Source organism: Pseudomonas sp. (assembly GCF_046581935.1).
Lineage (GTDB): Bacteria > Pseudomonadota > Gammaproteobacteria > Pseudomonadales > Pseudomonadaceae > Aquipseudomonas.
In genome coordinates this window covers 124,520-150,493 of record NZ_JAYGFK010000016.1, presented here as the reverse complement: position 1 = coordinate 150,493, position 25,974 = coordinate 124,520, and the positions used below count along the sequence as shown (strand labels likewise).

At 59.4% G+C, this 25,974-nt stretch carries 25 protein-coding genes; 13 read left to right on the top strand and 12 right to left on the bottom strand.

Translation table 11 applies throughout. The features are described 5' to 3' along the window. The first annotated feature begins 18 nt into the window (after positions 1-18). The 11 genes from VCA57_RS14705 (at position 19) to lipB (ending at position 10,217) form a co-directional block, all read left to right on the top strand. Positions 19-1,284, top strand: a complete 1,266-nt coding sequence (locus VCA57_RS14705; protein WP_411185799.1) for a glutamate-5-semialdehyde dehydrogenase — start codon at positions 19-21, stop codon at positions 1,282-1,284. Next, entirely contained in the window at positions 1,284-1,958 is a 675-nt protein-coding gene (nadD, locus tag VCA57_RS14700) for a nicotinate-nucleotide adenylyltransferase (RefSeq protein ID WP_411185797.1), read from the top strand. Before VCA57_RS14705 ends, nadD begins: the two co-directional genes overlap by 1 nt. 40 nt (positions 1,959-1,998) lie before the next feature. Continuing rightward, entirely contained in the window at positions 1,999-2,370 is a 372-nt protein-coding gene (rsfS, locus tag VCA57_RS14695) for a ribosome silencing factor (RefSeq protein WP_411185916.1), read from the top strand. A gap of 12 nt (positions 2,371-2,382) precedes the next feature. Next, entirely contained in the window at positions 2,383-2,850 is a 468-nt protein-coding gene (gene rlmH, locus VCA57_RS14690; protein WP_411185796.1) for a 23S rRNA (pseudouridine(1915)-N(3))-methyltransferase RlmH, read from the top strand. Between the two features lie 13 nt (positions 2,851-2,863). Continuing rightward, the gene (gene mrdA / locus VCA57_RS14685; RefSeq protein WP_411185795.1) at positions 2,864-4,753 is read left to right on the top strand and encodes a penicillin-binding protein 2; all 1,890 of its coding nucleotides are present in this window, start codon (positions 2,864-2,866) and stop codon (positions 4,751-4,753) included. 38 nt (positions 4,754-4,791) lie between these two features. Further along, the gene (rodA, locus tag VCA57_RS14680; protein ID WP_411185915.1) at positions 4,792-5,895 is read left to right on the top strand and encodes a rod shape-determining protein RodA; all 1,104 of its coding nucleotides are present in this window, start codon (positions 4,792-4,794) and stop codon (positions 5,893-5,895) included. A 17-nt stretch (positions 5,896-5,912) separates the two neighbouring features. Beyond that, a complete protein-coding gene (gene mltB / locus VCA57_RS14675; RefSeq protein ID WP_411185913.1) occupies positions 5,913-6,923 on the top strand; it encodes a lytic murein transglycosylase B in 1,011 nt (336 codons plus the stop codon). Beyond that, positions 6,923-7,936 (top strand): septal ring lytic transglycosylase RlpA family protein, encoded by a 1,014-nt coding sequence (locus tag VCA57_RS14670; RefSeq protein WP_411185794.1) that lies wholly within the window; start codon positions 6,923-6,925, stop codon positions 7,934-7,936. Before mltB ends, VCA57_RS14670 begins: the two co-directional genes overlap by 1 nt. A gap of 121 nt (positions 7,937-8,057) precedes the next feature. Next, on the top strand, positions 8,058-9,218 hold the full coding sequence (locus tag VCA57_RS14665) for a D-alanyl-D-alanine carboxypeptidase family protein (protein WP_411185793.1): 1,161 nt from the start codon (positions 8,058-8,060) through the stop codon (positions 9,216-9,218). Between the two features lie 70 nt (positions 9,219-9,288). Continuing rightward, positions 9,289-9,564: a DUF493 domain-containing protein gene (locus VCA57_RS14660; RefSeq protein ID WP_411185792.1), complete on the top strand. Its 276-nt coding sequence runs from the start codon at positions 9,289-9,291 to the stop codon at positions 9,562-9,564. After that, positions 9,564-10,217 carry a lipoyl(octanoyl) transferase LipB gene (gene lipB, locus VCA57_RS14655; protein WP_411185791.1) on the top strand — a complete coding sequence of 218 codons (654 nt, stop codon included), beginning with the start codon at positions 9,564-9,566 and terminating at the stop codon, positions 10,215-10,217. The genes VCA57_RS14660 and lipB overlap by 1 nt, the downstream gene beginning before the upstream one ends. 58 nt (positions 10,218-10,275) lie before the next feature. Here lipB and lipA read toward each other — a convergent pair whose 3' ends face one another. From lipA to leuS, 6 genes are all read right to left on the bottom strand, one after another. Then, positions 10,276-11,328, bottom strand: a complete 1,053-nt coding sequence (gene lipA, locus VCA57_RS14650) for a lipoyl synthase (protein WP_411185790.1) — start codon at positions 11,326-11,328, stop codon at positions 10,276-10,278. Between the two features lie 130 nt (positions 11,329-11,458). Further along, positions 11,459-12,736: a lytic murein transglycosylase gene (locus tag VCA57_RS14645; protein ID WP_411185789.1), complete on the bottom strand. Its 1,278-nt coding sequence runs from the start codon at positions 12,734-12,736 to the stop codon at positions 11,459-11,461. A gap of 70 nt (positions 12,737-12,806) precedes the next feature. After that, on the bottom strand, positions 12,807-12,965 hold the full coding sequence (gene arfA, locus VCA57_RS14640) for an alternative ribosome rescue factor ArfA (RefSeq protein WP_411185788.1): 159 nt from the start codon (positions 12,963-12,965) through the stop codon (positions 12,807-12,809). A 75-nt stretch (positions 12,966-13,040) separates the two neighbouring features. Beyond that, on the bottom strand, positions 13,041-14,072 hold the full coding sequence (holA, locus tag VCA57_RS14635) for a DNA polymerase III subunit delta (RefSeq protein WP_411185787.1): 1,032 nt from the start codon (positions 14,070-14,072) through the stop codon (positions 13,041-13,043). 39 nt (positions 14,073-14,111) lie between these two features. Next, positions 14,112-14,723, bottom strand: coding sequence for an LPS assembly lipoprotein LptE (gene lptE, locus VCA57_RS14630; RefSeq protein ID WP_411185786.1), 612 nt, complete (start codon positions 14,721-14,723; stop codon positions 14,112-14,114). A gap of 72 nt (positions 14,724-14,795) precedes the next feature. Then, complete coding sequence (gene leuS, locus VCA57_RS14625; RefSeq protein ID WP_411185785.1) at positions 14,796-17,408, bottom strand: leucine--tRNA ligase; 2,613 nt, start codon at positions 17,406-17,408, stop codon at positions 14,796-14,798. Between the two features lie 199 nt (positions 17,409-17,607). Here leuS and VCA57_RS14620 point away from each other — a divergent pair, with 199 nt between their 5' ends. After that, positions 17,608-18,051, top strand: coding sequence for a hypothetical protein (locus tag VCA57_RS14620; protein ID WP_411185784.1), 444 nt, complete (start codon positions 17,608-17,610; stop codon positions 18,049-18,051). Between the two features lie 27 nt (positions 18,052-18,078). After that, positions 18,079-18,858, top strand: a complete 780-nt coding sequence (locus tag VCA57_RS14615; RefSeq protein ID WP_411185783.1) for a YdcF family protein — start codon at positions 18,079-18,081, stop codon at positions 18,856-18,858. Between the two features lie 15 nt (positions 18,859-18,873). On the opposite strand, the gene VCA57_RS14610 is transcribed toward VCA57_RS14615, so the two are convergent. The 6 genes from VCA57_RS14610 to VCA57_RS14585 form a co-directional block, all read right to left on the bottom strand. Continuing rightward, positions 18,874-19,845 (bottom strand): peptide ABC transporter ATP-binding protein, encoded by a 972-nt coding sequence (locus VCA57_RS14610; protein ID WP_411185782.1) that lies wholly within the window; start codon positions 19,843-19,845, stop codon positions 18,874-18,876. Then, positions 19,845-20,819 carry an ABC transporter ATP-binding protein gene (locus VCA57_RS14605; RefSeq protein WP_411185781.1) on the bottom strand — a complete coding sequence of 325 codons (975 nt, stop codon included), beginning with the start codon at positions 20,817-20,819 and terminating at the stop codon, positions 19,845-19,847. Before VCA57_RS14605 ends, VCA57_RS14610 begins: the two co-directional genes overlap by 1 nt. A gap of 10 nt (positions 20,820-20,829) precedes the next feature. After that, positions 20,830-21,729: an ABC transporter permease subunit gene (locus VCA57_RS14600; protein ID WP_411185780.1), complete on the bottom strand. Its 900-nt coding sequence runs from the start codon at positions 21,727-21,729 to the stop codon at positions 20,830-20,832. A gap of 132 nt (positions 21,730-21,861) precedes the next feature. Then, the gene (locus VCA57_RS14595) at positions 21,862-22,872 is read right to left on the bottom strand and encodes an ABC transporter permease subunit (protein ID WP_411185779.1); all 1,011 of its coding nucleotides are present in this window, start codon (positions 22,870-22,872) and stop codon (positions 21,862-21,864) included. Positions 22,873-23,097: 225 nt separating this feature from the next. Next, entirely contained in the window at positions 23,098-24,696 is a 1,599-nt protein-coding gene (locus VCA57_RS14590; RefSeq protein WP_411185778.1) for an ABC transporter substrate-binding protein, read from the bottom strand. A 350-nt stretch (positions 24,697-25,046) separates the two neighbouring features. Then, on the bottom strand, positions 25,047-25,760 hold the full coding sequence (locus VCA57_RS14585) for an SIMPL domain-containing protein (RefSeq protein WP_411185777.1): 714 nt from the start codon (positions 25,758-25,760) through the stop codon (positions 25,047-25,049). Between the last annotated feature and the right edge of the window lie 214 nt (positions 25,761-25,974).

Sequence of the window (25,974 nt, the reverse complement as noted above, 5' to 3'; positions counted from 1 at the left end):
GCCAGACCTGCCAAAACCATGACTGAGTCCGTGCTCGACTATATGACCCGCCTGGGACAAGCCGCCCGCAGCGCTTCGCGTGTGCTCGCGCGTGCCAGTACCGCGCAGAAAAACCGTGCTCTGCAGGCTGCCGCAGCAGCGCTGGACGCGGCTCGCAGCGATTTGACCGCCGCCAACGAGCAGGACCTGGCCGCTGCGCGCGCCAATGGTCTGGAGCCGGCCATGGTTGACCGTCTGGCGCTAACGCCGGCGGTGATCGACTCGATGATCGAGGGCTTGCGTCAGGTCGCCACACTGCCGGACCCGATTGGCGAGATCCGCGACATGCGTTACCTGCCGTCGGGCATCCAGGTCGGCAAGATGCGTGTGCCGCTCGGGGTGATCGGTATCATCTATGAGTCGCGCCCGAACGTGACCATCGACGCCGCCAGCCTGTGCCTCAAGTCCGGTAACGCGACTATTCTGCGTGGCGGCTCTGAAGCCATTCACTCCAACCAGGCCATTGCTCGTTGCATTCAGCTTGGTTTGCGCGAGGCTGGCTTGCCTGCCAGTGCTGTGCAAGTGGTAGAAACTACTGATCGCGCGGCCGTTGGTGCGTTGATCAGCATGCCCGAGTTTGTTGACGTGATCGTGCCGCGTGGTGGCAAGGGCTTGATCGAACGCATCAGTCGCGATGCCAAGGTGCCGGTGATCAAGCATCTGGATGGCGTGTGCCACGTCTACATCGACGTGGCCGCTGATCTCGATAAGGCGATACGGGTTGCCGACAACTCCAAGACCCAGCGCTACTCGCCGTGCAACGCCATGGAAACCTTGCTGGTGCATAGCGCTGTTGCCGCTAAGGTGTTGCCGCCGCTGGCCGCCATCTACCGCGACAAAGGCGTTGAACTGCGTGGCGATGCCGCGACCCGCGCACTGCTTGGCAGTGATGTGTTGGAAGCGAGCGAAGACGACTGGTTTGCTGAATACAACGCGCCGATCCTGGCAATTCGTATCGTCGACTCATTGGATGCGGCGATCGAGCACATCAACCATTACGGCTCGCAACACACCGACTCGATCATTACCGAGAACTTCAGCGATGCGCGGCGCTTCCTCACTGAAGTGGACTCCGCTTCGGTGATGGTCAACGCCTCGACCCGTTTCGCTGATGGCTTTGAGTACGGTTTGGGTGCGGAAATTGGTATTTCCACGGACAAGCTGCACGCCCGTGGTCCGGTCGGCCTGGACGGCCTGACCAGTGAGAAGTACGTAGTGTTTGGCGACGGACATATCCGTACCTGATGGCCCGACGCGACAGCGGTCGACGTACCGACGCGCGACGCATCGGTCTGCTCGGTGGCACCTTTGACCCGGTGCACATTGGCCATTTGCGCAGCGCCGTGGAAGTCGCCGAGGCGTTGCAGCTGGATGAGCTACGGCTGATACCCAGCGCGCGGCCACCGCATCGCACGGCGCCGCAGGTTAGCGCCCTGGATCGCCTGGCCATGGTCCGGCTGGCAGTGGCGGATGCCGATGTATTACGGGTGGATGACCGTGAGCTGCAGCGCGACAAACCGTCCTACAGCATCGACACCTTGGAGTCGTTGCGCGGTGAGTTGGCGGCAGATGATCAGTTGGTTCTGCTGTTGGGGTGGGACGCGTTTTGTGGCCTGCCCAGTTGGCAGCGTTGGGATGAGTTACTGCTGCATTGCCACATTTTGGTATTGCAGCGGCCGGATGCTGATAGTGAAGCCCCGGAAGCGCTGCGTAACCTGCTCGCCGCGCGCAGTGTGAGTGATCCATCGGCCTTTAGTGGGCCGAGCGGTCAGATTGCTTTTATCTGGCAAACACCGCTGGCGGTGTCTGCCACCCAGATCCGCGCGCTATTAGCGAGCGGAAAGTCGGCACGCTTTCTGGTGCCTGACGTGGTACTGGCCTATATCCATGCCCACGGACTGTACCGTGGCGCGAATTGAACACGAGGCAAACGAGTTACTTATGACGAACGCAAAAACAATGCCGAGCGAAGACCTGGCCAAACTGGCCATCAGCGCTCTGGAAGAAATCAAGGCGCAGGACATCACCACCATCGATGTGCGCGGCAAAACCAGCATCACCGATTTCATGCTGATCGCTAGCGGCACGTCCAGCCGCCACGTCAAGTCGCTGGTCGACAACGTGCTGGAGAAGGTTAAAGAGCAGGGCGTACGCCCGATTGGCACTGAAGGCATGGACACCGGCGAGTGGGCGTTGCTCGATCTTGGCGATATCGTCGTGCACGTAATGCTGCCAACCGCGCGCCAGTTCTACGACCTTGAGCGCCTGTGGCAGGGTGCCGAGCAGAGCCGTGCGCAGTTCAGCGCAGAACCTGACGCCGAGCAGCAATAAGGATACGCAGCGGTGCGGATCAAACTGATTGCGGTCGGCTCGCGGATGCCGCGCTGGGTGGAAGAGGGTTGGCAGGAATATGCCAAGCGTATGCCCAGCGAGTTGTCGCTTGAACTGGTGGAAATTCCGCTGACCACGCGCGGCAAGAATGCCGATGTGGCGCGGATGATCCGTCAGGAAGGCGAGGCCATGCTGAGCAAGGTGCAGCCAGGGGAACGCATCGTCACCCTGGAAGTCGAAGGGCGACCATGGAGTACCGAGCAATTGGCGGTCGAGCTCGACAAGTGGCGCCTGGATTCGCGCACTGTCAATTTGATGGTTGGCGGTCCGGAAGGGCTGGCACCAGAGGTGCAGGCGCGCAGTGAGCAGCGCTGGTCGTTATCACCGCTGACATTGCCGCATCCCTTGGTGCGTATCTTGATCGGCGAACAGATTTACCGCGCCTGGACTGTGTTGTCCGGCCATCCATACCACAAGTAGTCAGCAGCCACCGATGCCGCAACCCATTCGTCTTAAAGATCACGAAAAAGACAGTCGCCTTATCCGTAGGCGGGTGGTGGTCGGTGCTATGACGGTTTTGTTGCTGACCTCGATGCTGCTGGCGAGGATGTATTACCTGCAGGTGGTGCAGTTCGATTACCACACCACGCTGGCCGAGAATAACCGTATCCACGTACAGCCGATTCCGCCAAGTCGTGGACTGATCTACGACCGTAATGGCGTGATCATTGCCGATAACCGGCCAAGCTTCAGTTTGACCCTGACCCGCGAGCGCGCCGGTGACTGGCTGCAAGTGCTCGATGCCATTGTCGAAGTGCTGGAATTGGGCCCGGATGAGCGCACGTTGTTCGAACGCCGGGTACGCCAGGGGCGGCGGCCGTTTGAGCCGGTGCCGGTGTTGTTCGAGCTGAGCGAAGAGCAGATTGCCCGCATCGCCATCAACCAATTCCGTCTGCCTGGGGTCGAGGTGGTGGCGCAGTTGGTGCGGCATTACCCGTTAGGTGAGCATTTCGCCCATTCGGTGGGCTATGTCGGGCGGATCAACGAGAAAGAGCTGAAAGAGCTTGATCCGGTGTCCTATAGCGGCACGCACCATATTGGTAAAACCGGCATTGAGCGCTTTTATGAAAGCGAACTGCACGGCGAAGTTGGTTATGAGGAAGTCGAAACCAACGCCCGTGGCCGGGTCTTGCGCGTGCTCAATCGTACCGACCCGAAACCTGGCAAAGACATTGTATTGAGCCTTGATGTGCGTTTGCAGGAGGCGGCCGAAGCTGCGCTTGGCGGACGGCGTGGGGCGATTGTGGCGATTCAACCGCAAACCGGGGAAGTGCTGGCGATGGTCAGTCAGCCCAGTTTCGACCCTAATCCATTTGTCACCGGTATTGGCTTCAAGGCCTATGCCGATTTGCGCGACTCGATTGATCGGCCGCTGTTTAACCGCGTATTGCGCGGCCTTTATCCGCCCGGCTCGACCATCAAACCAATGGTCGCGGTTTCTGGTTTGGATGCCGGGGCGATAACCCCTGAGACTCGGGTGTTTGACCCCGGCTATTTCCAGTTACCCAACTATGACCATAAATACCGTAACTGGAACCGAACCGGTGATGGTTGGGTGGATATGGATATGGCCATCATGCGCTCCAACGACACCTACTTTTACTCGCTGGCGCACAAGATGGGCATTAACCGCCTGCATGACTACTTGAGTCGTTTTGGCATTGGTCAGCGCGTTTCACTGGATATGTTCGAGGAGGCGTCAGGCTTGATGCCCTCGCGCGACTGGAAGCGCGCGCGTTACCGGCAGGCCTGGTTCCCCGGGGAAACGTTAATTCTGGGGATCGGCCAGGGCTATATGCAGGCCACCCCGTTACAGCTGGCTCAGGCAGTGACGCTGATGGCCACGCGTGGTAAGTGGATTCGTCCGCATCTGGCCAAAACGATTGAGGGGCTTAAGCCAGTCGACCCTGACCCGATGCCGGATATCGTATTGCGTGATCCGAAGTTCTGGGACAACGGCCGGCACGGCATGGAGCAGGTGATGCACGGCGCGCGCGGGACTGCCCGCAAAGTCGGTGACCAAGCGGTTTACCGGATTGCCGGCAAGAGCGGTACGGCCCAGGTTGTAGCGATCAAGCAGGGTGAGAAGTACGACCGCAGCAAAGTACAAGAGCGCCATCGTGACCATGCTCTGTTTGTCGCCTTTGCGCCGGTGGATAACCCGCAGATTGCCGTTTCGGTGATGGTTGAGAACGGTGAGTCTGGCTCTGGTGTCGCGGCGCCTGTGGTCAAACAGGTGATGGATGCCTGGTTGTTGGATGAAAATGGCCAGCTTAAGGCTGAATTTGCTCCGCCTGTGGCGGCTGAGGTCGCGGCACCATGAGCAGTAGTTTCGATCGTAATCTGTCCACCGAAGACTTGATGCGCCGCCGCGCGACCCTGCTGCAGCGCCTGCATATCGACGGTATTTTGCTGTTGCTGTTGCTGGTGCTGGCCTGCGGAAGCCTAGTGGTCCTGTATTCCGCCAGTGGCAAAGACGTCGATATGCTGATGAAGCAGGCCAGTTCCTACGGTATTGGCTTGGTTGGCATGTTCATCATCGCTCAGCTTGAGCCGCGCTTTATGGCGCGCTGGGTGCCGCTTGCTTATGTCGGTGGGGTGGCGTTGCTGGTGGCAGTGGATGTGATGGGGCATAACGCCATGGGCGCCACGCGCTGGATCAATATCCCCGGAGTGATACGTTTTCAGCCCTCGGAATTTATGAAGCTGATCATGCCGGCGACCATTGCCTGGTACCTCTCCAGCCGCAGCTTGCCGCCCCGCTTGAAGCATATCTGCATCAGCCTGGCGCTGGTCATTGTGCCGTTTACCCTGATTATGCTGCAGCCTGACCTGGGCACGTCCTTGCTGATCATCGCCTCTGGCGGCTTCGTGCTGTTTATTGCTGGCCTGCAATGGCGTTGGATTATTGGTGCGGTGGCTGCCGTAGTGCCGATTGCCGTCGGTATGTGGTTCTTCGTCATGCGTGATTACCAGAAGCAGCGCGTGCTGACCTTCCTCAACCCGGAAAGTGACCCGCTGGGTAGTGGCTGGAACATTATTCAGTCCAAAGCCGCCATCGGTTCAGGTGGTGTGTTTGGTAAGGGCTGGCTGCTGGGCACGCAGTCGCACCTGGATTTTCTGCCGGAAAGTCATACCGACTTCATTATTGCGGTGCTGGCCGAAGAGTTTGGGCTGGTCGGCGTGTGTTTGTTACTGCTGGTGTACATGCTGTTGATCAGTCGCGGCCTGGTGATTACCGTGCAAGCGCAGACGCTGTTCGGTAAGCTTCTTGCCGGCGCGCTGACCATGACCTTCTTCGTTTATGTCTTCGTCAATATCGGCATGGTCAGCGGCTTGTTGCCGGTGGTGGGGGTGCCATTGCCTTTCATCAGCTATGGCGGCACCTCGCTGATCACGTTGTTGGCAGGATTTGGGATTTTGATGTCGATCCACACTCACCGTAAGTGGATGACGCAGGCTTGATTGGGATTATGAATTCAATGCAAAACACGCGTGGCTGGATGAAACGTACTGCACCTTGGCTAGCGTTGGCTGGGGTGTGCGGGATGGTTCAACCAGTGCTGGCCGGGGACTATCAGCAGTCACCGCAGGTTGCTGAGTTTATTGGCGAGATGACCCGCGACTATGGCTTTGCCAGTGAGCAGTTGGTTGCACTGTTTGCCGGCGTTGAGCGCAAGCAGGCAATCCTTGACGCCATTTCGCGCCCGGCGGAGAAGGCTAAGCCGTGGAAAGACTATCGGCCGATCTTTATCACCGACAAACGCATCAGCAAGGGTGTTGAATTCTGGAAGCAGCATGAGGCGACCCTGGCCCGTGCCGAAGCCGAATACGGCGTACCCGCGCAGGTGATTGTGGCGATCATCGGGGTAGAAACCTTCTACGGTGGCAACACGGGTAGCTATCGGGTGATGGATGCCTTGTCGACCTTAGCCTTTGATTACCCGCCGCGCGCGCCATTCTTTCGCAAGGAGCTGCGTGAGTTCCTCCTGTTAGCGCGTGAGGAACAGGTCGAGCCGTTGAGCATGACTGGTTCGTACGCTGGTGCCATGGGCCTGCCGCAGTTTATGCCGAGCAGCTTTCGCGCCTATGCCGTGGACTTTGACGGCGACCGCCATATCAACATCTGGAGCAATCCGGATGATGCCATCGGCAGCGTTGCCAGCTACTTCAAGCGTCACGACTGGCAGCCTGGGCAACCGGTGGTCAGTGCTGCCCAGGTCAAGGGTGAGCAGGCCGAATTGGGGCTAACCGAGGGGCTGGACCCACAGAAAAACATGGCTGAGCTGCGTGCGCTAGGCTGGTCAAGTGCCGACCCGGTGAGTGATGATTTGCCAGTGACAGCATTCCGTCTGGAAGGAGCTGAGGGCGCCGAGTACTGGTTAGGCTTGCCTAACTTCTTCGTGATCACCCGCTACAATCGCAGTGTGATGTATGCCATGGCGGTCAATCAGCTGGCTGAAGCGCTGGTTGTTGCACGAGGTAATAACTGATGTCGCGTTTGCCTTTCAAATTGGCCCTATATGGCAGCCTGGCGCTGCTGTTGGCCAGCTGCTCGTCGAGTCGTGCGCCACAGCCGGTTGCGCCGATACAGGCGGGAAGCGGGGTTTCCGGCCCCGATGATTTCAACCGTCCACACAAGGATGGCGCGCCATGGTGGGATGTTGATGTCTCGAAGATTCAGGACGCCATCCCAATGCCGCATTACGGTCCGGTGAAAGCCAGCCCTTATGTGGTTCTCGGCAAGCAGTACTACCCTATCTCTGATGCGCGTCGCTACAAGGCGACTGGCCCGGCGTCTTGGTACGGCACCAAGTTCCACGGTCAGGCCACAGCCAACGGCGAGGCCTATGACCTGTACGGCATGACCGCAGCGCACAAAACCCTGCCGCTGCCCAGCTATGTGCGAGTGACCAACCTGGAAAACGGCAAGTCGGTGATCCTGCGGGTCAACGACCGTGGCCCGTTCTACTCTGACCGTATTATCGACCTGTCCTTCGCTGCGGCGAAGAAGCTCGGCTACGCCGAGAAGGGCACCGCCCGGGTTCAGGTGGAAGGTATCGATCCGGCCGAATGGTGGGCTCAGCAAGGCCTTCCTGTGCCGATGGTGCTGGCGCAGCCGCAGATGGCCAAGGTCTCGCCTGTACAGGCTGCCCAGTTGCAGGCAGCCAGCGCACCGGTCGAGCAGTATTCGCCTCCTCCCCAGCAGCACGCTGGCGTTACCTTGCCCGTGCAGGTTGACTCAAAAAAAAACGCTTCAGTCGGAGCCTCTGGCCTGTATCTCCAAGTGGGCGCCTTCGCCAATCCGGACGCTGCGGAACTTCTCAAAGCCAAGTTGAGCGAGACGGTGGCTGCCCCGGTGTTCGTCAGCTCAGTGGTGCTCAACCAGCAGATATTGCACCGCGTACGCCTGGGGCCTCTGAGCAGCCAGAGCGAGGCTGAGCAGCTGCAGAACAGCGTGCGCCTGGCCAATCTCGGCGAGCCGACCTTAGTTAAGGCGGATTGACGGGGCACTTATTGTTTCCCCGCGTGACTAAATAACCAGCTTGTCCGGTTAACCACTGGCCAGGCGCAGCACTGACTAAGCCCTTTGGGGCTGTTCCACCATCAGCAATCTAGAGAGACGGATGAATATCATCAGCTTTGCGCAACGCGTTTTCCTGTCACTTTCCCTACTCAGTGCATCGGCTGCTTGGGCCGATCAGCAAGTGATTCCTTCCGCGCCACAGCTTGCCGCCAAATCCTACGTGCTGGTGGATGCCGCTAGCGGCAAAGTGCTGGTGGAAAACAATGGTGACCAGCGTCTGCCGCCGGCCAGCCTGACCAAATTGATGACCGCTTACATTGCCACGCTGGAAATCCGCAAAGGCCAGATTGGCGAGCAGGATATGGTCACCGTCAGCGAAAAAGCCTGGCGAACCGGCGGTTCGCGGATGTTTATCCAGGTGGGTACGCAGGTCAGCGTCAGCGACCTGCTACACGGCATCATTATCCAATCGGGTAACGACGCCAGTGTGGCTTTGGCTGAGTACATTGCCGGCAGCGAAGAGGCTTTTGCTGACCTGATGAACGCCGCTGCTGAGCGTCTGGGCATGAGCAATAGCCATTTTATGAATGCCACTGGTCTGCCTAACCCCGAGCACTATTCCAGTGCTCACGATATGGCAATCCTGGCGCGCGCGATTATCAATGAAGACCCTAATCACTATGCGATCTACTCGCAGAAGGAGTTCTTCTGGAACAATATCAAGCAGCCCAACCGCAACCTGCTGCTGTGGCGCGACAAAACGGTTGATGGCTTGAAAACTGGCCACACCGACGAAGCTGGTTATTGCCTAGTGTCTTCTGCAGTGCGTGATGGCGCGCGGATGATTACGGCTGTATTTGGTACCAATAGCGAAACGGCGCGTGCCGCCGAAACGCAAAAGCTGCTGACGTATGGCTTCCGCTTCTTCGAAACGCGCACCTTTTACAAGCAAGGCCAAGAGCTGGCGCAGGCGCAGGTGTGGAAGGGCGCTGTTCGTCAGGTCAAGGCTGGTCTAGCCAGCGACCTGAGCCTGACCCTGCCGAAAGGCCAGCTGGATAAACTGCAGGCTGGCATGACCCTTAATCCTCAGCTCATCGCCCCGATTGCCAAGGGCGATGTGATTGGTAAAGTTGAGGTGAAGCTAGGCGACGAAGTGGTGCAAAGCACCGATTTGATCGCCCTTGACGCCGTAGAGGAAGGTAGTTTCTTCCGCCGCCTGTGGGATAGCATCAGCCTGTTCTTCTTCGGATTATTCAACTGATATCGTGACCAGTTCGCCTCTGCCGACCCGCAGGGGCGCTGCTGCCACGGCTTACGAGGCCGTTACTGCCATGAGTCAACCAGACGTTAAATCGCACACAATCGAATTTCCCTGCGCGGATTACCCTATCAAGGTGGTCGGTGATAGCGGTGAGCATTACAAAAGCACAGTGATCGAGGTTCTTAGCAAGCATGCTGAGGTCGATCTCAGTACGCTGGCTGAGCGCCAGAGCAGTAACGGTAAGTACACCACTGTGCAGCTGCACATCATCGCTACCGGAGAGGATCAGTTGCGCGATATCAATAGCGCGCTACGCGCGACCGGTATCGTGCACATGGTGCTGTGATGAGCTTGCCGCTCGGCTTTCGTGAGCTGGGCCAGGTTGACTACGAGCCTACCTGGCATGCGATGCAGCGCTTCACTGATGCGCGTGATGCCACTACGCCTGACGAAATCTGGCTGCTAGAACATGCCCCGGTATTTACCCAGGGGCAGGCGGGCAAAGCTGAGCATGTGCTGTTTCCTGGTGATATTCCGGTGGTGCAGGTGGATCGCGGTGGCCAGGTGACCTATCACGGGCCTGGGCAACTGGTGGCTTATCTGCTGCTTGATGTACGCCGTAGTGGTGTCGGTGTGCGCGAGCTGGTTAGCCGAATGGAGCGCAGCTTGATTGAGTTGTTGGCCAGCTACGGGGTTAGTGCCGCTGCCAAGCCTGATGCGCCTGGGGTGTACGTGGATGGCGCAAAGATCGCTTCCCTCGGGTTACGTATTCGTAACGGGCGTTCCTTCCATGGCTTGGCGCTTAACGTGGATATGGATCTGCAGCCCTTTAGGCGCATCAACCCTTGCGGTTATGCGGGCATGGCGATGACTCAGCTCGCTGATCAGTTGGGCGAGCCGGTCGCGCTAGCTGAGGTTAGTGCGCGGTTACGTGAGCAGTTGGTCAAGCATCTCGACTATGCGCAGCAGCAAACCTTGCCAGGTGTAATCGCCGTATAACCAGCCCCATACTTCGACTACAACCTAGCCTGCGCGATGCGTAGGCTAGGGCATGTAATCAATTCAGATTAAGGGTTGGAATCAGGTTGTTATCGAGCTGCTGGCCCGGTACTGGCACTGGAGCGGCCAGACCCAGGTTGTTCTTCTCGAACACCTTGTCTGCACGGTAACTGGAGCGTACCAGTGGGCCGGCAGCGACTTCCATAAAGCCCTTCTGCAGACCGATTTCACGGAAGCGATTGAATTCTTCCGGGCTGACCCAGCGCTGTACCTTCAGGTGGTGGCGGGTGGGTTGCAGGTACTGACCGAGGGTGAGGATGTCGACGCCAATGGCGCGCAGATCATTCATGGTCTCGATGATTTCTTCGTCGGTCTCGCCTAGGCCCAGCATCAGGCTGGTCTTGGTCAGCATGGTCGGGCGGTGACGTTTGGCGTGCTCCAGTACGCGCAAGGTTTTCTCGTAGCCGGCACGGGGGTCGCGCACTTCATGGGTCAGGCGTTTGACCGTTTCGACGTTCTGCGCAAACACCTCAAGGCCGGAGTCGGCAACACGTTCGATCGCTTGCAGGTCGCCGTCGAAGTCCGGTGTCAGGGCTTCTACCACCACCTGTGGGGTGCGTTCCTTGATCGCGCGTACGCAGGCGGCGTAGTGCGCCGCGCCGCCGTCGTCGAGGTCGTCACGATCCACCGAGGTCAGCACGATATAGCGCAGCGCCATCAGCTCGACCGATTTGGCGGTGTTCTGCGGCTCTTCCAAGTCCAGCCAGCCGTTAGGATTGCCGGTATCCACCGCGCAAAAACGGCAGGCGCGGGTGCATACGGAGCCCATCAGCATGATCGTGGCGGTGCCGTTGGACCAGCATTCGCCCATGTTTGGGCAGTGGGATTCCTGGCACACGGTGCTTAAGCGGTGTTCGCTGACATTGCGCTTAACCGCTTCGAAGCGGCTACCGCCGGGAGCCTTGACCCGCAGCCATTTAGGCTTGGGCTCGAATACTTGGGGTTCGCTTGAGGCGCGGCGCTTTTGTCCGTCCTTGATTGCGGTGATGCCTTGAGGCGTGCGGAACTTGTCGCCGCTGGCAACGTTTTGGGGCGAGGGGATATCGGACATCGGCAATCGGGCTCCGTGGACGAGGCGGCTTGTGGCCGCCGCGCAGTTTATCACACGCGCTGACTGTTCAGTCCGTAGCGCGTTGTGCGGCACACGCCATCAGCACGGTACAACGCTGCTGTGTTTGCGGCTATTTAAGCTGCTGGAGTAACTCATGGCTTGGGTAGCCATCTGCTGGCAGGCCTAAGCTTTGTTGGAAGGCGCGAACGGCTTTGCGCGTGTTGGCGCCGATAATGCCGTCTGCTGCGCCGGGCTCGTAGCCTTTGCTGGTTAGCAGTTCCTGCAACTCAATACGCTCGCTGCGACCTAGCTGCCGATCATCGCGTGGCCAGGTTGCCTGTACACCAGGATTGCCATCCAGCGCGTCTGACAGCAGGCCAATGGCCAGGGCGTAGGCGGTGGAATTGTTGTATTTAAGAATGCTGCGGAAGTTGTTCAGCAGCAGGAAGGCTGGGCCGCGATGGCCGGCCGGAAGGAACAGCGTGGCCTGGCTCTGCTCATTGGCATCGACTGTGCGCAGTGGCTTGACGCCGAGTGCGCGCCACTGCGCTAGGCTGCGACGTATTTCTGGGTCTGCTTGAGCGTAATCGAAGCCCTGCGGCAGGCCTACTTCAAAGCCCCACGGTTGGCCATTTTCCCAACCTGATGCATGCAGGTAGTGAGCGGCGGAGGCTAGGGCGTCAGGCGTTGAATACCACAGGTCGCGGTGGCCGTCGCCATCAAAGTCCACGGCATGTTGATTGAACGTGGTCGGCATAAATTGTGTTTGCCCCATGGCCCCAGCCCATGAGCCGAGCAGGCCCTGCTTCGGACCGTCACCGGCTTGGAGGATCTGCAGGGCGGCCAGCAGTTGGCTGCGCCAGAACACCTGGCGGCGGCCATCGTAGGCCAGTGTGGCTAGGGAACGGATGACATTATTGCTGCCAATATTGCTGCCGTAATTGCTTTCCATGCCCCAAATGGCGATCAACACTTCATGGTCAACCGAGTAGGCGCTACGGATGGCTTTCAGGGTTGGGCGATGTTGGGCTTTGAGCAGGCGCCCCTGGGCCACGCGGGATACGGATACTGCACCGTCGATGTACTCCCAGACTGGGCGAGAAAATTCCGGCTGGCTGCTATCGGCTTTGATGACATTTGGATCTAGGGTGATCCCGGCGAAGGTGCGGTCGAACAGGTCTGCATCGATTCCTGCGGCAATTGCATCGCTACGTAACAGCATGCGCCATTCTTCAAAGCTGAGCAGTGGCGTCGGGGTGTTTGCTTCTGTAGCGGTCGGGCTGGCGGCAGTAGCTGTCGTCTGTGCGGCGCTGAGTGGTTGTGCAGGTACTTCTGCGCAGGCGGTCAGAAGCAGTAGGAAGCAGGCGGTGGCGCTATGGGAAAGGCCACGAAGCAGCAGGTAAGGCATGGTTGTCTCGGCACGTTTCGCAGGCCGTAACCTTAGCACGAATGCTTACGTATGGGCTGCAGCGGGCGTTTCAGGCTGCCAGAAAGTATGAAGCCTCCCAGTTTTGCTGGGAGGCTCCGCGGCGGTAGCTGCCTTTGCCTTTGCTGGGTTTTTCCTGGCGTGAGCGAAACAGGGGCTGGGCAATTAGGGATTTGGCCTTGTTCGGCCTGTGCTTGGTTTTCTTCGCCATGGCTTTGCCTCTTGAGGTGGCCTGCAGCTCGCAGGCGGGCAAAGCATGACCCGCTGTGATTGCGATGTCCAGCGCTTAGCTACTGAGGCCCAGGCGTTGGCCACAGATACTTAGGGTCAGCATGCTCAGGCCGCGCCAGGGATCGCCGGATGCTTGGCCTTTGATCTGCGCGTCGATCTGTTGGGCATCAAGGAGCAAGGCGGCCCAGCGTGTGGCGGACAAGCGTTGCAGGGCCTTGCTGACCAGCGGCCGCCGTTTGTCCCAGACGGGAGGGCGAGCTGAGCTGAAGGCTTTTTCCAGGGGTATGCCTTGGGCGTATTGCTGAGCGATGGTGGCCAGTAAGCGGATTTCCCGCGCCAGCGCCCAAAGAATGACCGGGGGCTCTACGCCTTCGCCGCGTAATCCTTCGAGCATGCGTAGGGCGTGCGCGGCCTCGCCATTCAGTGCGGCATCGATCAGGCCGAACACATCAAAGCGTGCGCTGTCAGCAACCGAGGCGTGCACGGTGTCTACATCGATCTGATTGCCTTCAGCCAGCAGCTTGAGTTTCTCGATTTCCTGGGCGGCGGCGAGCAGATTGCCTTCTACACGTATGGCAATCATATCGACTGCTTCGGCGCTGGCGTTGAGGCCTGATTGCGCCAGGCGCTGGCGAATCCATTGTGGTAATTGGTTAGCATCCACCGGCCAAATCTGCACGAACTGCGTTTGTGCGCCGTCGACAAGGGCTTTGCCCCACTTGCTCTTCTGCGCACTGCCGTCGAGCTTAGGCAGGTTGATCAGGAGCACTGTGTCTTCGGCTGGGCGAGCCAGATACTCGAGTAGAGCGCTGCCCTTGTCGCTAAGTTTGCCGCTTGGAATGCGCAGTTCCAGCAGGCGCTTGTCGGCAAACAGCGAGAGGCTGGCTCCGGCCTGTAGTAGGTTGCCCCAGTCAAAGTTATTGTCGGCGTTGAACACCTGGCGTTCGCTAAACCCTTGCTGGCGGGTGGCGGCGCGAATGGCGTCGGCGGCCTCCTGGCAGAGCAGTGGCTCGTCGCCACTGACCACGTAGACCGGACTTAAGCTGCCTTGCAGGTGTTTGCTGAGCTGGGCGGGATTGAGTTTCATTGCGGTGCCAGGCGGGGCCGCTTGCGCGGCCCGGCGAGCTTACTGGGCGGGGATTGGTAGCTGGATCGGCGACTGCTGTGGTTGCGCTGCCTGTTGTTGGCGAGCGGCCTCAAGTGCGTCGGCTTCAGCTTTGGCTTTGGCTTCTGCCGTTTGCTGAAGTTGGTCAAGCTGGTCAGGGCTGACTTGCTGGAGGCGCAATACCAGTTGCTGGATTAGTTCGCGGTCCATTTCTTTGCGGATCTGCGCGGCTTCCTGATCGCCACCAATCAGGTTGTTATTGTCCTGGCTGTAATAGCTCTGGACTTCCAGTTTGTCACTCATTAGCAGGATGTTTTTGCTGCCACGGATTTCATATTCGAGAGTTTTGGTCAGTTCATATTCGGCAGTGCGGGCGGCGCTGGTATAGCTGGCGGAGCGACGATTTTCCTGTTCGCGGCTCAGCACCAGGCGATAAGGCGCGCCAGAGTAAACGTGAACGTCGTTATTTTGCAGCACTTTGCGGACTAGCTTGACGGTGTCGCCATAAGCGTCGCGTGCGCTGACGTCGAGCTCTTTGAGGGCGAACTGTACATCGCCAGTGCCGCGCAACTGAAAGCCGCATGCGCTGAGCAGGGTTGCTAGGCCAATTACCAGCAGATTCCGTTTGATCATCTTTTATCCCCTTGGCGTATCTTGCGGCGTGCCACTCTGTGGCTGCGCCGAGCGTTATCAGTTGGCGACTGTTCAGTTGGCAACAATGTTGACCAGTTTGCCCGGCACCACGATGACCTTGCGGATGCTTAGGCCTTCCGTGAAGCGCAGGACGTTTTCGTTGTTGCGGGCGCTGTTCTCGATTTCCTCGCGCGAGGCCGAGGCCGGCACTTCGATCTGGCTGCGCAGTTTGCCATTGACCTGGATCGCCAGGGTTAGGCTGTCCTGTACAAGGGCGGTTTCATCCACTTGTGGCCAGGAGGCGTCAATGATCGCGTCGTCGTGGCCCAGCTCTTGCCACAGTTGGTGGCTGATGTGCGGAGTTATCGGTGCCAGCAACAAGGCCACAGCTTCCAGGCCTTCTTGTAGCAGAGCGCGGTCTTGGCCAGTGGCTTGCGGCGCTTTTTCCAGTACGTTCATCAGCGTCATCACTTGGGCAATGGCGGTGTTGAATTTGTGGTGCTGGCCAATATCGATGCTCGATTGTTTGATCGCCAGGTGTGTCGCGCGGCGTATGGCTTTCTGCTCGTCAGTCAGGCTGGCGAGGTCGAGCGCATTGGTTGTGCCTTGGTTGACATGGCTTTGTGCCAAGCGCCAGACGCGGCGCAGGAAGCGGTTGGCGCCTTCAACGCCGGAATCAGACCATTCGCAGCTCATGTCCGGCGGCGAAGCGAACATCATAAATAGGCGGCAGGTGTCGGCCCCGAACTGATCGATCATCGACTGTGGGTCGACGCCGTTGTTCTTCGATTTGGACATCTTCTCGGTGCCGCCGATTTCCACCGGCAGGCCGTCAGATTTCAGCTTGGCGCTGATGACCTTGGCTTTGCCGTCGCGCTCAAGTTCAACATCGGCTGGGTTGAACCAGTCTTTGCCGCCGTTATCCAGCGTGCGGTAGTAGGTTTCAGCGACCACCATGCCCTGAGTAAGCAGCTTCTTGAACGGCTCATTGGACGACACCAGGCCTTCGTCGCGCATCAGCTTGTGGAAGAAGCGCGCATACAGCAGGTGCAGGATGGCGTGTTCAATCCCGCCAATGTACTGGTCCACCGGCAACCAGTGGTTGGCCGTTTCAGGGTCGACCATGCCGCCGGTGTAGTGCGGCGAAGCATAACGAGCGTAGTACCAGGACGATTCGACGAAGGTGTCCATGGTGTCGGTTTCGCGTTTGGCGGCTGCGCCACATTTCGGGCAGGTGCATTCATAGAATTCAGGCATGCGCGCCAGGGGCGAGCCTGCGCCGTCGGGCACGACATCCTCTGGCAGAACGACTGGTAGCTGGTCTTCCGGTACGGGTACGTCGCCGCAGGTGTCGCAGTGAATAATCGGGATCGGGCAGCCCCAGTAGCGCTGGCGACTGATACCCCAGTCGCGCAGGCGGAACTGGGTCTTGCGCGCGCCATGGGCGTTTGCTTCCAGGTCGGCGACGATGGCGTCGAAGGCGGCGGTGAAGTCGAGATTGTCGTACTTGCCGGAGTTGAGGGTGCTCAGGCCGCTCTTTTCGCCATACCAGGCTTGCCATTCAGTGGCGTTGAACGTCTGACCTTCGGCTGCGTACACCTGGGTAATTGGCAGGCTGTACTTATTGGCAAATTCAAAGTCACGCTCGTCATGTGCCGGTACGGCCATGACCGCGCCTTCGCCGTAGCCCCAGAGCACATAGTTGGCGACGAATACCGGCAGCTTGTCGCCAGTAAGCGGATGGATAACGAACTGGCCGGTCGCTACGCCTTTTTTCTCCATGGTGGCCATGTCGGCCTCGGCCACGGAGCCGGCTTTGCATTCAGCAATAAACGCGGCGATGGCCGGGTCGCTTGCGGCGGCGCGCTGGGCCAGCGGATGTTCTGCGGCAACGGCGACGTAGGTGGCCCCCATCAAGGTGTCGGGGCGGGTGGTGTAGACCTTCAGTTGGCCGTCGATGCCGACGCTGCTGAGGTCATAGTCAAACACCACGTCGGCACCAAAGCTTTTGCCGATCCAGTTGCGCTGCATGGTCTTGACCTGTTCCGGCCAGCCATCCAGTTCGTCCAGGCTACTCAAGAGTTCATCCGCATAGGCGGTGATCTTGAAGTAGTACATGGGGATTTCACGCTTCTCAATCACTGCGCCCGAGCGCCAGCCGCGACCGTCGATTACTTGTTCGTTAGCCAGTACGGTCTGGTCTACGGGGTCCCAGTTGACCGAGCCATTCTTGCGGTAAATCACGCCTTTTTCGAACAGGCGAGTGAACAGCCACTGCTCCCAACGGTAGTAGTCCGGTTTGCAGGTGGTGACTTCACGGGTCCAGTCCACAGCCAAGCCCAGCGATTTGAGCTGGGTCTTCATGTAGGCGATGTTTTCGTAAGTCCACTTGGCCGGTGCGACGTTGTTCTTCATCGCGGCGTTTTCCGCCGGCATGCCGAAAGCGTCCCAGCCCATTGGCTGCAGGACGTTTTTGCCTTGCATGCGTTGGTAGCGCGCGATCACGTCACCGATGGTGTAGTTGCGCACATGGCCCATGTGCAGCTTGCCGCTCGGGTAGGGGAACATCGACAGGCAGTAGAAGGTCTCCTTGCCTGGTTGCTCACTCACTACAAAGGATTTCTGCGCATCCCAATGGGACTGCGCGGCGGCTTCGATTTCACGGGGCGAATACTGTTCTTGCATGGCTACCGGCGCTTGGAATAAGGGCTTGCGGGAAACGCCGTAGCATACATGAGCCCCGCTTATTCAGGGAAACCTTGATTACGCTGGCCCCATCTTATGACTGGCGGGCTTCGCCGTTTGTCGCAACGGGCTGTTGATTAAGGGGTGAGCGCTAAGCTTGCACTATGGGGCGCATAGGTACTCCAGTATGAGGTGATAAATGGCAGAGTTAAGGCGCAGTGCTCCTGCTGGTGGTCTCTATGAGCGTTTGCTGCAACGTCTTGCTATGGCCTTGGATGAGGCGGACAGCTTGAGTGGGCTGTCTGCACAGCCGTCTCGGGATTTGGAGTTGCGTGGTTTGACTGCGGCGGAAATGGAGTTGATCCGCGCATACCTTGATCGTGACCTGAGCTGGCTGCGCGGCTGGCATGCGGCGGCCCAAGAAATGGCGCAGATCGAGCACTTACCCAGCGCGCGTAAGGGCTTGCGTAGCGCGAGCAAGATAAGTGCCGTGTTGCCAGGTAAGAGCAAGCCTTTGCTCAAGCGCCGCTTACAGTTGCACTGCGCGCTTTGCGCTACGCCAGCGGGCTGGCATTCCGGTAGTGGTGTACAGGCTTGCAAGGCGTGCGGTTCGCAGTTGTTTCGGGCGAGTAATCATCGTTAGGCTTGCGCGCACCACTGGAGGTGCGCCATGCCGATTCGCTACATCCTCAAACAGGTTTTTCTCCCGCCGGGTCTGTTTCTGCTTTTGCTGTTGGCCGCTTGGTGGCTGCGTCGGTGTTTTCCGCGCTTGGCTGCAGCTTGCTTCGTTGCCGGCTTAGGCGGCATGTGGCTGTTCAGCCTACCTGTGGTGGTCGAGTATTCGGCGCGAATGCTGGAAACCGAGCGTGCATTGAATGAGCCGCAATGGGCTGATTTGGCTCGGCAAGCTGATGTGATTGTGATCTTGGGTGGTGGGCGTGAGCAGGCTGACCCGGGCTGGGGGGCGGATCAACCTAGCCTGCTGGCGCTGGAGCGGGTGCGTTACGCCGCACGCTTGGCCAAGGCGTCAGGTTTGCCGCTGCTGACCACCGGAGGGCTGCACTACGGCGTGCCACCCAGCGAAGCGGCGTTGATGGCTGAGGTGCTGCAGCGTGATTATGCTTTGCCGGTGCGTTGGCAGGAGGGCGAGAGTCGCACCACCTGGGAGAATGCGATCTACACCGCTGAGCTGCTGAAAAAGGCCGGCATTAGCCGTGTGGTGTTAGTCACCCAGGCCTGGCATATGCCCCGGTCGCGCTGGAGTTTTGAGCAGGCGGGTTTGCAGGTGATCAGCGCGCCGATGGGCTTTCTGGGTACGCCCAATGGCCGCCCAGCAGGCGGCTGGTTGCCGGAAAGTAAGGCCGTCTGGCAGAGCGGTTTATTGCTCAATGAGGCCATTGGCTTGCTGGCATATCGCCTGTTTTATCGGGGCTCCGCTGAGTCGCAATAAGCCCCGTTTTGCATCCTAGCTATTGATCAACTCTGCATGGTGGCAAGCCACTTGCCGCGCATCCAGAAGGCGCAGGGCGGGCTGCTCGCTCTGGCAACGCTCGTTGGCGTGTGGGCAGCGTTGATGGAAGGCGCAGCCGCTGGGCAGTGAGAGTGGGTTGGGCAGCTCGCCACTGATCTTGATCTTCGGTTTGCTGGGGTCGGGATGGATGGTCGGCGTCGCCGACAGCAGCGCCTGTGTGTAAGGGTGCAGTGGGCGCTGGTAGATCTGCTCGCTAGGACCCATCTCCACCGGGCGGCCGAGGTACATGACCAGCACATCGTCGGCAACATGGCGTACCACCGAAAGGTTGTGCGAAATAAACACGTAAGCGGTGTTGAATTGCTCCTGCAGGTCCATAAACAGGTTGAGCACTTGGGCCTGGATCGACACGTCCAGCGCTGACGTTGGCTCATCCGCCACCAATACTTTGGGCTGCAGCATCATCGCTCGCGCCAGGGCTATGCGCTGGCGCTGGCCGCCGGAGAACATATGCGGATAGCGCTGGTAGTGCTCGGGGCGCAGGCCGACCTGCTGCATCATCGCTTGCACCTTTTCCCGGCGCTCCACGCTCGACAGCGGGGTATTGATCAGCAGCGGTTCGCCGAGCTGATCGCCGATCTTTTGCCGCGGGTTGAGTGAGGCGTAGGGGTTCTGGAAAATCATCTGCACGTCACGGCGCAGCTGCTTGCGCTGTGCCTTGTTGGCGCCGCTGACCTCTTGTCCGGCGATCTGCAGGCTGCCGGAGCTGGGCTCTTCAATCAGCGTCAACGCGCGAGCCAGGGTGGATTTGCCGCAGCCGGATTCGCCGACCACGGCCAATGTTTTGCCTGCCTGCAGCTCGAAGGACACGCCATTCAGCGCCTGTACCAGGGCGTTTGGCTGGAAAAAGCCGCGGGATATTTCGTAGTGGCGGGTAAGGTCTCGGGCAGTCAGGACGGCGCTCATCAGGCCACCTCCGCAGTCAGATTGAGCGGATAGAAGCAGCGTGCGGCGCCGCGTGCGTGGGCGTCCAGGCTTGGCCGCTGGCTGTGACAATCTGGCTGGGCGTGGGGGCAGCGCGGTGAAAGCAGGCAGCCAGCGGGGCGGTCGTAGCGCCCCGGGACGATGCCGGGCAAGGTCGATAGGCGACGTTGACCCTGGCTGTGCTCGGGAATCGCCTTGAGCAGTGCCTCGGTGTAAGGATGGGTTGGTGTGTCGAACAGCTGCGGCACGCTACCGATTTCCACCGCTTGGCCGGCATACATCACGCAGACTCGCTGTGCGGTTTCGGCGACCACGGCGAGGTCGTGGGTGATCAGTACCAGGCCCATATTCTGTTCGCGTTGCAGGTTGACCAGCAGGTCCATGATCTGCGCCTGAATGGTTACATCCAGCGCTGTGGTGGGTTCGTCAGCGATCAGCAGTTTGGGCTCGCCGGCGATGGCCATGGCGATCGCCACCCGTTGGCTCATGCCGCCGGAGAGTTGGTGCGGGTAGGCATTTAGGCGACTGGCGGCCGCAGGTATTTCGACTCGGTCGAGCAGTTGCAGCGCGCGCTGGCGAGCGGCTTGGCCTTTCAGGTTTAGGTGCTGGCGCAGCACTTCTTCGATTTGAAACCCCACGGTAAAGCTGGGGTTAAGCGCGGTCATCGGGTCCTGGAAGACCATCGACAGGTCTTTACCTACGATACTTCGTCGCTGCCGGCCCTTGAGCCGCAGCATGTCGGTACCATCGAACTGCAGATTGTCTGCGCTGACGATGCCCGGGGCGTCGATCAGGCCCATCAGCGCCATCATGGTCACCGATTTGCCAGAGCCGGACTCGCCAACGATGGCTAGCACTTCACCCTTTTCGACGCGCAGGTCGAGGCCGTCGACCACCGGTACGGCCTTGCTATCGCCGAAGCGCACGCTGAGGTTTTTGATGTCGAGTAGGCTCACACGAAGTTCCTCACTGCGCATTCTTGAGTTTCGGGTCGAGTGCATCGCGCAGCCCGTCGCCCATCAGATTGATTGCCAGCACGCTGAGCAGAATGGTCAGGCCGGGCAGGCTGACCACCCACCAGGCGCGCTCGATGTAGTCGCGCGCCGAGGCCAGCATGGTGCCCCACTCAGGGGTTGGCGGTTGCACGCCAAGGCCGAGAAACCCCAGGGCTGCGGCATCGAGAATCGCCGAGGAAAAGCTCAACGTGGCCTGCACGATCAGCGGCGCCATGCAGTTGGGTAGCACAGTGATAAACATCAGCCGCGGCAAGCTGGCACCCGCCAGGCGCGCGGCGGTGACGTAGTCGCGGTTCAGTTCGCCCATCACCGCTGCGCGGGTCAGGCGCACGTAAGACGGTAGCGAGACGATGGCGATGGCAAAGATGGTGTTGATCAAGCCAGGGCCGAGGATGGCGACGATTGCAACCGCCAGCAGCAGCGAGGGCAGGGCCAGCATGATGTCCATCAGGCGCATGATCGACGGGCCGAGCAGGCGCGGAAAGAAACCCGCGACTAGCCCCAGAAGGATGCCGGGCAGCAGTGACATCAGCACCGAAGCCAGGCCGATCAGCAACGACAGGCGCGCGCCGTGGATTAGCCGCGAGAGCAGGTCGCGACCGACTTCATCGGTGCCCAGCAGGAACTGCAATTGACCGCCCTCCAGCCAGGCCGGCGGGGTCAGCATAAAGTCACGAAATTGCTCGCTGGGGTTGTGCGGCGCAATCCACGGTGCAAAAAGCGCGCAGATCACCAGCGCGATCATAAATAGCAACCCGGCGACCGCCCCTTTGTTATGGGCGAAGGCCTGCCAGAACTCCTTGAGCGGAGAGGGGTAGAGCAGGCTCTGGTCGATAGTGGTGGTTGTCATGGGCGAGCCTCCTGAACGGGCCTGCGCAGGGTGGATGACGCTCTTTTCATCCACCGTTTGGGTGTAGCGATGGTGGATGGATAAAGCGCCATCCACCCTACGGAAACAATGCGGCTATGCATGAGACTGTCCTTAGCGCTGATGGCGAATACGTGGATTAGCCAGGCCATAGAGGATGTCCACGACGAAGTTGACCAGGATGACCAGGCAGGCGATCAGCAGGATGCCGTTCTGCACCACCGGGTAGTCGCGTGCGCCGATTGATTCGATCAGCCATTTGCCGATGCCCGGCCAGGAGAAGATGGTTTCGGTAAGCACTGCGCCAGCCAGTAGTGCACCGACTTGTAGGCCAAACACCGTGAGTACCGGAATCAGCGCATTGCGCAAACCATGCACGAAAACTACCCGCGCGGGCGATAGGCCCTTGGCGCGGGCGGTGCGCACATAGTCTTCGCGCAGCACTTCGAGCATTGCCGAGCGGGTCATGCGCGCGATAACGGCCAGGGGAATGGTGCCCAGGACAATGGCTGGCAAGATCAGATGGTGCAGGGCGTCAACGAATGAGCCCGGCTCGTCGCTTAGTAGGGTGTCGATCAGCATAAAGCCGGTAACCGGCGGGATGTCGTAGAACAGGTCGATGCGCCCGGACACCGGCGTCCAGCCCAGCCAAACCGAGAAAAACATGATCAGCAGCAACCCCCACCAGAAAATCGGCATGGAGTAGCCCGCGAGGGAGATGCCCATGATGCCGTGGTCGAGCAGTGAGCCGCGCTTGAGCGCCGCAATCACCCCGGCGATCAGGCCCAGGCTGCCGGCGAACAGCAAGGCCGCGAGGGACAGCTCCAGCGTGGCGGGAAACAACGTGGTGAACTCGCTCCAAACGCTGGTGCGGGTGCGCAACGACTCACCCAGGTCACCGTGGGCCAGCTTGCCGATGTAATCGAAATACTGGGCATACAGTGGTTTGTTCAGGCCCAGGCGCTCCATGGCTTGGGCGTGCATTTCCGGGTCGACCCGGCGTTCGCCCATCATCACTTCCACCGGGTCGCCGGGGATCATGCGGATCAGCGCGAAGGTCAGCAGGGTGACGCCGAAGAAGGTAGGAATCAGCAATGCCAAGCGGCGTGCAATAAAAGCCAGCATGCGGGTCAGTGCTCCAATCGAAGTAAGCGTGCATCAGGCTGCATGGCTAGATGCTGTTGTTGGGGGGTGTGCAATGGCTACCTCAGCAGCTGTTCGCTGGGTGTGAGTGGTGCATGGCCGCACGGCATAGGTTAAGCCGCTGAGCGGTTGATATCCGTGCGGTTCTCGGTCAGTACCCTGGCGAGCGGCTGGGTAAACCGCTCGCCAGGGTATTGAGGGCTGCCGTTACTTGACGTCGACACCGTAGAACGAGTTCAGCGCGAATGGGCTGATTTTGAAGTCTTCAACCTTTTTGCTCATGGGCTGATAGACCGTGGAGTGGGCGATCGGGGTGATCGGCACTTCGCGCTTGAGGATCACCTGGGCCTGCTTGTACAGCTCGGTGCGTTCGGCTGTGTCGGTTACTCGCTTGGCTGCCTTGACCAGCTTGTCGTAGTCGGCATCGCACCATTTGGAGAAGTTGTTGCCATCTACCGCGTCGCAGCCATACAGAGTGCCCAGCCAGTTGTCCGGGTCGCCGTTGTCGCCACTCCAGCCAATCAGCATCGCATCGTGCTCGCCGGCCTTGGCGCGTTTGAGGTATTCGCCCCATTCGTAGCTGACGATTTTGGCCTTGATGCCGATCTTGGCCCAGTCGCTTTGCAGCATCTCGGCCATCAGCTTGGCGTTGGGGTTATAGGGGCGCTGCACGGGCATGGCCCATAGGGTGATTTCTGTGCCTTCCTTGACCCCTGCGGCCTTGAGCAGCGCCTTGGCTTTTTCCGGGTCGTAGGCGGGGTCTTTTATGCTGTCGTTGTAGGACCACTGGGTTGGCGGCATGCCGTTGACCGCAAGCTGCCCGGCCTTTTGGTAAACCGCGTCGATGATCCCTTGCTTGTTCACCGCCATGTCCAGCGCCTGGCGTACTTCCAGCTTGTCGAACGGCGGGTGGGTGACGTTATAGGCGATATAGCCGACGTTGAACCCCGCCTGTTCCGGCATGATCAGGTTCGGGTCTTGCTGCAGCGATTCTAGATCCGCCGGACGCGGGAACAGGGTGACCTGGCATTCGCCGGCCTTGAGCTTTTGCATGCGCACAGAGGCGTCGGTGTTGATGGCGAAGATCAGGTTGTCGATTTTCACCTCATCCGGTTGCCAGTATTGCTTGTTGCCCTTGAAGCGGATCACCGCATCTTTCTGGTAGCGGTTAAACACGAATGGCCCGGTGCCAATCGGCTTCTGATTGATGTCAGCCGCTTTACCGGTCTTGAGCAGTTGGTCGGCGTATTCGGCGGACTGGATCGAGGCAAAGCTCATCGCCAGGTTCTGGATAAAGGCGGCATCGACTTGGTTGAGGCTGAACTTGACGGTCATGTCGTCGAGTTTTTCGATCTTGGCGATATTGGCGTCCATGCCCATGTCGGTGAAGTAGGGGAATTCCGACGGGTAGGCTTTGCGGAACGGGTGATCCTTGTCGAGCATGCGCTGGAAGGTGAACAGCACGTCATCGGCGTTGAAGTCGCGGCTCGGCGTGAAGTACTCGGTGGTATGGAACTTCACCTTTGGGCGCAGGTGGAAGGTGTAGCTCAGGCCGTCTTCGCTGATGTCCCACTTTTCGGCGAGGCCGGGAATCACGGCGGTGCCGCCACGCTCGAACTGGCTCAAGCGGTTGAACACGGTTTCCGCTGCGGCATCGAAGTCGGTGCCGGTGGTGTACAAACCTGGGTCGAACCCCGCTGGGCTGCCCTCTGAGCAAAACACCAAATTGCCGGCCGCGCTGGCCAACGGTGTGCTGGCGATCAGCCCTGCGGCGAGTAGAGCCTGGATAACGGCGTTCTTACGCATAGTGACCTCATGGTTGTTGTGGTTGTGATCCTGAGGGGCCTCTTATGGAGGCCTTGGGCGAACCTATGCAGGGCTTATGCCGTAGGCAGGCGACATGTCGCATTGAGAACAGGAATGACGGTCGAGCGAGATGTTGCTGTCGCATATCTATAACTATGCGCTGAATAGATAGCAAAACGCCGCTATCGTCGGATAACGGCGTTGCTTCTGTGCGTAACAGATGGTGCTCTTTTGGGGCTCGCACAGCGTCTTGCGGGCGAGAGCCGTGCAAGGCGTTACATAAGTAACAGCCTGCGCCGAGTTAAACCGGCGAAGGCCGGTTTTTAACGTCGCCGGCTTTGCATTGCTGCTTAGGGCATCAGCACTTCAATCACGCCATCAGCATTGATGCTGACTTGGCTGGTGCCGGCACCAAACTCCGGGGTGACCGCTGCATCCATCATTTCTGCGCCTTTCATGGCCTGCATGCGCATTGGCATCGGCGACTGGAAGCCGCCAGTGTTCAAGCTCAGGCTGACCAATTTATAGCCGCTGCCGCCAAGCGCTTCAGTTGTAAGTTGGGCGCGCGCTTTGAACGCCGCGACGGCATCTTTGAGCAGGGCATCTTCATGGGTTTTGCGGGTGCTGTCGGCAATGCTGAAGTTCATGCCGCCCATCTTCAGGGTTTGCAGCATCTCGCCAGTGAGTTTGGACAGTGCGCTGAAGTCGGCACTTTCCAGGCGCAGTTCCGCGCGCTCGCGCCAGGCGGTAATTTTCTGACCTTGGTCATCGTAAACGGGGTAGCTGTTACGGCTGCCGGAGGCAACGCTGACGCCCTTTACCTGGCGCGCCTGGGCAATGCTGGCGTTGAGGGTTTTGCTGATTTGCGCGGCCAGGGCTGCTGGATCGCTGTCCTGGGCTTCGCTGTAGAGGGTGACGTGCATCAGGTCGTGGGCGATTTCCTGATTGACCTCAGCACGCAACGCGACCTGGTTGTAGTGCGCATCTTCGGCCATAGCCGTGGCGCTCAATAGGGTGGTGGCGCTCAAGAGCATGACGGTGGCGAAACGTGACAATGGCAGCATGACGATTCCTTTAGGTGATGGGCGCATGACTTATGCGCGGCTTTCCAGGGGGTAGACGTAGCTATCTGACTAATCGGGTTAAACCGGGTTCCACTTTTTTCAAAGTGGCTCCGGCGTCGCCGCGAGTGAAACGGCAATAGACCCTAGCGCTGCGGCGTGTTGCCGCAGTTTGGCGCACGGAGGCTTGGTTATACTCCTGCCGCTCATGCAATGG